General features: G+C 45.8%; 8 protein-coding genes. 1 reads left to right on the forward strand and 7 read right to left on the reverse strand.

All coding sequences use genetic code 11. The features are described from left to right. The 3 genes from F6K52_RS29215 to gshB form a co-directional block, all read right to left on the reverse strand. Positions 1-983, reverse strand: a 983-nt coding sequence (locus F6K52_RS29215) for a Gfo/Idh/MocA family oxidoreductase (protein WP_293086984.1), incomplete at its 3' end; no start/stop codon positions are given. A gap of 32 nt (positions 984-1,015) precedes the next feature. After that, on the reverse strand, positions 1,016-1,483 hold the full coding sequence (locus F6K52_RS29220) for a DUF4870 domain-containing protein (RefSeq protein WP_293086987.1): 468 nt from the start codon (positions 1,481-1,483) through the stop codon (positions 1,016-1,018). A gap of 69 nt (positions 1,484-1,552) precedes the next feature. Further along, positions 1,553-2,527 (reverse strand): glutathione synthase, encoded by a 975-nt coding sequence (gene gshB, locus F6K52_RS29225; protein WP_293086990.1) that lies wholly within the window; start codon positions 2,525-2,527, stop codon positions 1,553-1,555. 260 nt (positions 2,528-2,787) lie between these two features. On the opposite strand from gshB, the gene F6K52_RS29230 reads away from it, so the two are divergent. Next, entirely contained in the window at positions 2,788-2,982 is a 195-nt protein-coding gene (locus F6K52_RS29230; protein WP_293086993.1) for a hypothetical protein, read from the forward strand. A gap of 175 nt (positions 2,983-3,157) precedes the next feature. On the opposite strand, the gene grxC is transcribed toward F6K52_RS29230, so the two are convergent. From grxC to F6K52_RS29250, 4 genes are all read right to left on the reverse strand, one after another. After that, positions 3,158-3,421: a glutaredoxin 3 gene (grxC, locus tag F6K52_RS29235; protein ID WP_293086996.1), complete on the reverse strand. Its 264-nt coding sequence runs from the start codon at positions 3,419-3,421 to the stop codon at positions 3,158-3,160. Positions 3,422-3,722: 301 nt separating this feature from the next. Beyond that, positions 3,723-4,274, reverse strand: a complete 552-nt coding sequence (locus tag F6K52_RS29240; RefSeq protein WP_293086999.1) for a YqeG family HAD IIIA-type phosphatase — start codon at positions 4,272-4,274, stop codon at positions 3,723-3,725. 187 nt (positions 4,275-4,461) lie between these two features. Beyond that, a complete protein-coding gene (mltG, locus tag F6K52_RS29245) occupies positions 4,462-5,538 on the reverse strand; it encodes an endolytic transglycosylase MltG (protein ID WP_293087003.1) in 1,077 nt (358 codons plus the stop codon). A gap of 66 nt (positions 5,539-5,604) precedes the next feature. Further along, on the reverse strand, positions 5,605-6,183 hold the full coding sequence (locus F6K52_RS29250) for a DUF3727 domain-containing protein (RefSeq protein WP_293087007.1): 579 nt from the start codon (positions 6,181-6,183) through the stop codon (positions 5,605-5,607). Between the last annotated feature and the right edge of the window lie 837 nt (positions 6,184-7,020).

Genomic DNA, 7,020 nt, shown 5'->3' on the forward strand with positions numbered 1-7,020 from the left:
TCCCGGATAAATGGGGCTAAACGACCATCGAGATAGGTTTCAGCAAATGCTAGTCGTTGGGGAATTTCTACTTCCATCAAGGATTGACCTGGGGTCGCTGCCCACAGACGAAATCCATGAACGTAGTCTTTGAGATTGTTACTGCCTAAAACTAAGGTACCGCGATCGCCATAAACCTCTACAAAGTGACCTCGCCCTTGATAGGTTACGGAACTAATACTGAGTTGACAAGGGGTACCATCTGCCAATTCCAGTAATAACAGACAGGTGTCATCAGCATCTACTGGCTTAAGTAAATTGCTAGCATTGGGGTCTGGCCGGGCTGGAATTGCGGTACTCAGTTGAGCACATAACCGCTGCACTGGTCCAAATAGCCAATGAATATAATCAAAGGCATGAGAACCAACTGCGCCTAGTGCTCCGCCTCCTTTATCTTTTTGAGCATACCAGTTCCAGGGGCGTTCGGGATTAGCTCGGCTAGAGACTAACCAGTCAATTTTAATCAGACGCTTTTTACCGACATAGTCTTTTTCGAGATATTCCGCTAATAGCTGCCATGAGGGGATAAAGCGGAATTCAAAATCAGGTATAGCCACAACACCCTTTTCTGTAGCGAGTTGGTAAAGCTCCTGGGTTTCGGCTGCCCTTAAGGTCATGGGTTTCTCTAGTAGCAGATGTTTCCCTGCTTCTAGAACCATTTTGGCCATTTCGTAGTGGAGAAACGGGGGAGTACAGATGCTAACCGCTTCTACTTCCGGTAACGCTAGGATATCTTCTAAGCGATCGCATCCATGGGGAATATCATATTGGTTTGCGTAGGCATTTGCCTGATCCGGGTCTCGGTGATAGACAGCCACCACTTCTGTCCGGGAATGAGCTTTAAAGCCAGGGATGTGGATTTTTTGTCCAAATCCAGTTCCCACTACCGCTACACCAATTGTTGGTAGCTGTTCAGTTGCACCTGTTGCAGAAAACTCAGCCATTATAGACTATCTCGTAACTTATATTTAGTGACTTATTTTAAAAATCGCAGGGTAAACGGGTAACGGTAAACCCTACCATATTGAGCAGCGATTGAAGCCATAGTCACCAGCAGCGAATCAATTATTCCCAGGATACTAGCTAGACACCATAGCCAGAATTCTATGAGCTTAAACAGCTCCAACCAAGAGTTACGGTCAAAACCCTTTATTCCACCAATCAAGATATAAAACGCCCAGGCAAAGGCCGTAAATATGGTCAGGATAATGGTAGCGTAAAGGGTAATCGAGATTTGAAAATTAATAGATTCTTTACCGTGAACCTTAACAAAGCGGTATTTAGTTCTCTTGTTTAACCAGATCATCAACGGGCCTGCCAGGTTAGCCAAAGGGAGAGGTAGACCCATAATCAATAGGGGAATCCATAGCAGGGAGGATAGATGACACAGCATCCCCCAGATTCGAGCTTTCCTATCGTTCCGTGGCACTGTTACTTGATCCATAAAACTGACCCAAAACCGACATTACACCCCATGACTTGGCTCAATAGTCTGGTTAAGCCATTATATTGTTTAACCGCCGTTGCTTTTGACTGCCTCGATCCAGGTAATTACCTGTTTAGCCAGATGAGTACCATCTAAGCGATCAATTTCCCGGATGCCAGTAGGACTGGTGACATTAACTTCGGTGAGGTAGCCGCCGATAACGTCTATGCCAACAAAATATAAGCCATCTTGCTGCAGTTTTGGCTTGAGCCGGGCACAGATTTCTTCCTCTCGGGGAGTAATTTCCGTCGCCGCTACTCGACCACCCACGGCCATGTTACCCCGAAATTCCTTACCTGTGGGAATGCGATTTACTGCTCCAATCGGTTCACCATTCAAAAGGATAATCCGCTTATCTCCATCTTTGGCAGCAGGCAGATAAGCCTGAACCATCACTGGCTCACTACCCTGTTTAGTGCTAATTTCCACCAAGGAGTTAAAATTGCGATCGCTTGCCTGTAGAAATATAATCCCCTCACCACCTTTACCTCCTAGAGGTTTTAGTACTGCTGTCTCTTTTTCCTCAACAAATTGCCGAATCACCGATTTATCCTGACTGACAATGGTCTGTGGAATCACCTCGTGAAACTGGAGGGCATACATTTTTTCGTTAGCTGTCCTGATGCCAGTTGGTGAATTAATCACCAAGGTTTTATCTGGATTGATGTAGTCCAAGATATAGGTGGCATAGAGGTAAGGAATGGTAACCGGGGGGTCTGTCCGCATCCAGACAGCATCCATCTCCTCTAGAGGTTTCAACACAGCCTTACCTGTCTGGTACCATTGCTCACTGACGACCCAATGGCCGTCAGTGAGTTTGGCTGGAGTTAGTTGCACAGGTTCTAGAAGCCCCCAAGCCTGACCCCGAATAACACTCAAGTGTTGAGCCTGAGTTATCCAAACCTCATGACCTAATTCCTGTGCGGCTTCCATCAGCGCCACACTACTATCATGACCGGGATCTAGTTTCGGGAGAGGGTCTATGATAAATGCAAATTTCACGGTTGAATTCCCCTATCAGCCAATTTTCCTATGCTACAGCAATCTTATTTGATTCGGTAACATACCGCTCAAGATCTCCAACGGGGAACGAGTAACAGCGATTAAGGCAGATTAAGACAAAAGGCAGAAGGCAATAATAAATAAAGCCTTAAGGGAATCATGTCCCCCCCTTATTAAGCTCATAAGGGTAGGTTTTTTACTTTGACCTCAGGTGTGGGGTATTGGGTGTGGGGTGTGGGGTGTGGGGGTACAGACAAGCGATGCAGTGGCCTCACGGGGGTTTGCCCCACTCGCGCAAAGCATGGCTGACAATGATGATTGAAGAGCGATGCAGCGCCGACCTGCGGGGGAAACCCCCTGTTCCCTTGCTGCATCGCTTTCTTATCACCCACACCCTACACCCGTTCCCCCTACACCCCACACCTCACGTCTTTGTTAAAAACCTACCCCTGTGAGCCCTTATTAAGGGGGGTTAGGGGGGATCCTTACTCATAAGTGGGATCAACGCTATATAAACCGGATGAGATTATCACCTTTAGGATCCTATCCGTGTAGTGAATAGTTATATAGTCGTGGGGTGTTTTTTTCCGTTGTGCTTTCTTGCATACTAGATGGTTACTCACCTAGTGGTTAGCTTGCCTGGAGCAGGTTGTCTAACTCACCCTGAAATTCCAGAGTGTGAAGCTCATCACAGCCACCGATATGCTGGTCATTGATAAAAATCTGTGGTACGGAGCGTGCTCCATTTGCCCTTTGAGCCATCTTCTCCCGTGCCTGGTTATCACCATCAATAGAGTATTCAGTAAATTCAACTCCCTTCTTGTTTAGTAGACCTTTAGCACGGATACAGAAGGGGCAACTGCTCCAGGTGTAGATTTCAACGTTTGCGCTCATGCTTGGCGTTCGAGTATTAAGTAATATTTCTTGAATTTTAACGTGGGGTTGAGCTTGGCGCACCAGCTCAGTCACCTAATCCCAAATAATAGACAGCCCAGCTCCTGATTACCTCAAGGCTGGGCTGTCTATTAGTTATAGGCGTTTGTTATATCTAGGGTCTTTATATAAGCTGACCCCATTTAAAAGGTTGGTCATATCTAGGGTCTTTATATAAGCTGACCCCATTTCCAACACCTCCTTATTGTGTCAGACAAATTTTGGTTTAGTAATTTTTATAATATTTTCTTTATATTTCAGTTTATTGTGATTTGTCAGGTTTGGTGAAGTTTTGTTGCATGGTGGTCAGTGAAACCCCTAAGGCTTGAGAAAACCACACTTCCAAATCACGCATTGGGTATAAAGACTTACTCATAGCCGGATCCCTGATGGGCTCTACAAGAATGGTGAACATTCCCAGTCGATTCCCAGCTAAGACATCAGTAAATAAGCGATCGCCTACCATTGCCACTTGGTCTATAGGTAGGTTCATCGCATCTACAGCTATTTTCAGCTTGCGTCGCGAAGGTTTGCGAGCTGCGTATATGTAAGGCAAATCTAGGGAGGAAGCAATACGGCTAATGCGATTTTCACTAAGGTTATTACTAACCAGCCACAGGGAAACCATCGCTCTAGTTTGCTCTACCCACCGTTCAATTTCTTCAGAAACACGGGATTTCGTCACTGGTATTAAGGTCTGGTCAACATCCAATACTAGACCTGAGAGCTGATATTGCTGGAGAATATCTGGTGTCAGCTCTAAGATGGAGCCACCAAGGATTAAGTCAGGTTGTAACTTTGAGACCCAAGACATATTTAATTAACTGATAAATTTAAGGTTGGTAACTCTGTTGATTTTTGATGTTTACCCGTCGGTTGTCAATACACTAAGCCCGCTCGGCCTAATGATGGCAGCGGGCAGGGCTTAAGTGATTTGATTCTATCTAAGGGATCAATGGAACCAATATTAGAAAGGTTCTTTGATCACTGGTTGTTGTAGTTTATTGCTTTGCTCGCCGTTCTCTACGGATAGCATTTTTAGCTGCTTCATGTTCTGTTAGGGTTTTACTAAAAACATGAGTGCCATCGTAACGAGCCACGAAAAATAGGTATTCGGTGTCTTCGGGCTCAAGGGTTGCTTTCAAACTCCCTATTCCAGGACTGGCAATCGGGGTCGGCGGTAATCCTGGGTTGAGATAGGTATTGTAAGGGGAGGGTTGGCGCACTTGCTTGTAGGTCAGGGGCTGATCAGCAGTTTGTCGAATCCCTAATCCATATTCAACCGTGGGATCGGTTTCTAATCTCATCCCTCGCCGCAACCGTTCCGTAAAGACACCAGCAATGCGATCGCGTTCTTCAGCAACTACTGCTTCCTTCTCGACAATGCTTCCTAATGTTACCCAATCATTGATACTAAGCTGGGTTTTGTACTGACCTTTTTCGTATACTGGTAAGGCTACCTGTTCAAATCGATTCAGCATTTGTTGGATGACTGTTTGTGGCGAGATGCCATCACTGGGTAACTTATAGGTATCTGGGTATAAATAACCTTCTAGATGAGGTAGCTCACTGGGCAACCAAGGATACTTATCCCAGGGGATTTTGCTACTAGCAGCGATAAAGTCATCAGCCGAGAAAAATCCTAGAGATTCAAAATAAGCTGCCATTTTCTGAATCGACCACCCTTCCGGTATGGTGAAAGACAGCTGCATCACCTTCCCTTTCCAAATGGTTTCGGCGATTTTTGTGAGGGGTTGAGTTGGTGATAGTTCGTAAGTTCCAGCTTTAAACTCACCATCTCGGTCTAGCAGCTGCCGCCAATGAGTCCAGAGTTTCCAAGCATCCGCTGAGCGAATTAAACCAGAAGCTTCCAGATCTCTACCGATCTGTTGACCTGGGGTTCCTGGGGGAATCTCAATTTTTACGAGGGTTTGAGCGACATCTTCGGAAGATTGTGCTTTAGGTGGGGATACCACCCAACTCCACCACTCCCAGCCCTGCCATGCACAAATGCCAAGGGTCGCTGGCAATAGAACGAAATAAAAAAACCTATTGGAGATGCTTTTGAGCGTTTTCATACTCTTATACACCAAAACACTAGTTTCCCCTGAATCGTTTAAGGGGTCAATCCGAGTTCTTGTCTTCTACTCGAGATCATCGAATAGCAGTTCTTCGAGCAATGGCTGAACTTGTTTAATTTCCTGTGTAGACAGTAACTCTGGTTGACCAGATTGGTTCGAGCGAGCAAAAAACAGCAGTGGCTCTACAGGAGTATAGATACCATACTCTTGTTCTTCGTAATAAAAGCTCGCTAGCTCCTGTAGTTCCTCTGCTTCCATTGGAACATCATCCTCTTCAATTTCCAGGGTGAGAATGTCGTCTTCGTCCACTGGTGGCAACTCACCAGCAACAGTTAAGGTAAAAGCGGTGCGCTTGAGCTGAAGATTTTGCTCAGCTAGAACAGCTTGGGCGTCAGGGAATATCAAGTCAAGCTGAGCTTCATCTTCAACTAGAGAGGCATCAGCTAAGTCTTCATCATCAGTATCATCCCAAGCAACAATTTCTATGGGTGAGTCTACAGGTAACAGCAGAAGGTATTGACAACCCTCCAGCTCTAGGGAATGCTCAATGTAACATTCGAGAGTTTTACCCTTAGCGTCCTTCAGCGTAATGTCCCCTTTTGGAGATTCCCCATTTTCTTGGGGGGATTGAGATGAAAACATGGCACAAAATGTGTCTATTATTGGTCAAGTGGTCGTGGAAAGAAATCCAACTTCCCTTTTGACAGTACGCTTTGACAGTACCCGACAGTACCCGACAGTACGCTCAACAAGTGTAGACTGCTTCCAATCAGGATAGCACCAAAACCAAATACGAAAGTTCCAACAGTTGTCTTTGAATCAATTAGTCTATAATATTCATCCAATCATAGGCTTTATGTGGTCATAAGCATTAGTTGACTATGGTATAGCTAAAAATTGCACATTCTTCCATTATAGCATTCCCTTAGCCTGACCTACGGTCAATCAGTGATAAAAAAGTGTTGTTAGCACCTATAAATATAAATAATCAGTCGGACTTGACATGAGCATAATAATGTGTTGCTCTAGAAAATCAGCTCGTCAGCCGTTGGCCTTTGGCCACGCTACTTGAGGTGCCGTCAGCCTTTGGCCCTCAGCCCTCAGCCGTCAGCCCTCAGCTAGCTCACGCTGTCAGCCATGCAAAGCGCGAGTGGGGGAAACCCCCGCGTGAAGGCGCTGCATCGCTACTTGAGGTGCCGTTGGCCGTTGGCCACGCGTGCGCGTTCAGCTTATTTTATTCAAAGGTGCGCTCTTACCATTAAGAATTATAAATTGTGACATACTCCCACACTGACCTTACAGGTTCAGTGTGGGCTTCTTACCAACACCAGCTATTGCTTCGGTTACTCGGTAATTAAACTAAGCCATTGGGTCACCCCTCTGACTCGTCTCCAAAACCGGACGTGAAAGTTTCCCTTCATCCGGCTCCTCGCGACGGAATCTCTTGTCAGTGGTACCTCTACATTAGAAAGGATTCTC

The sequence above is a fragment of the Moorena sp. SIO3H5 genome (assembly GCF_010692395.1).
Taxonomy (GTDB): Bacteria; Cyanobacteriota; Cyanobacteriia; order Cyanobacteriales; family Coleofasciculaceae; genus Moorena.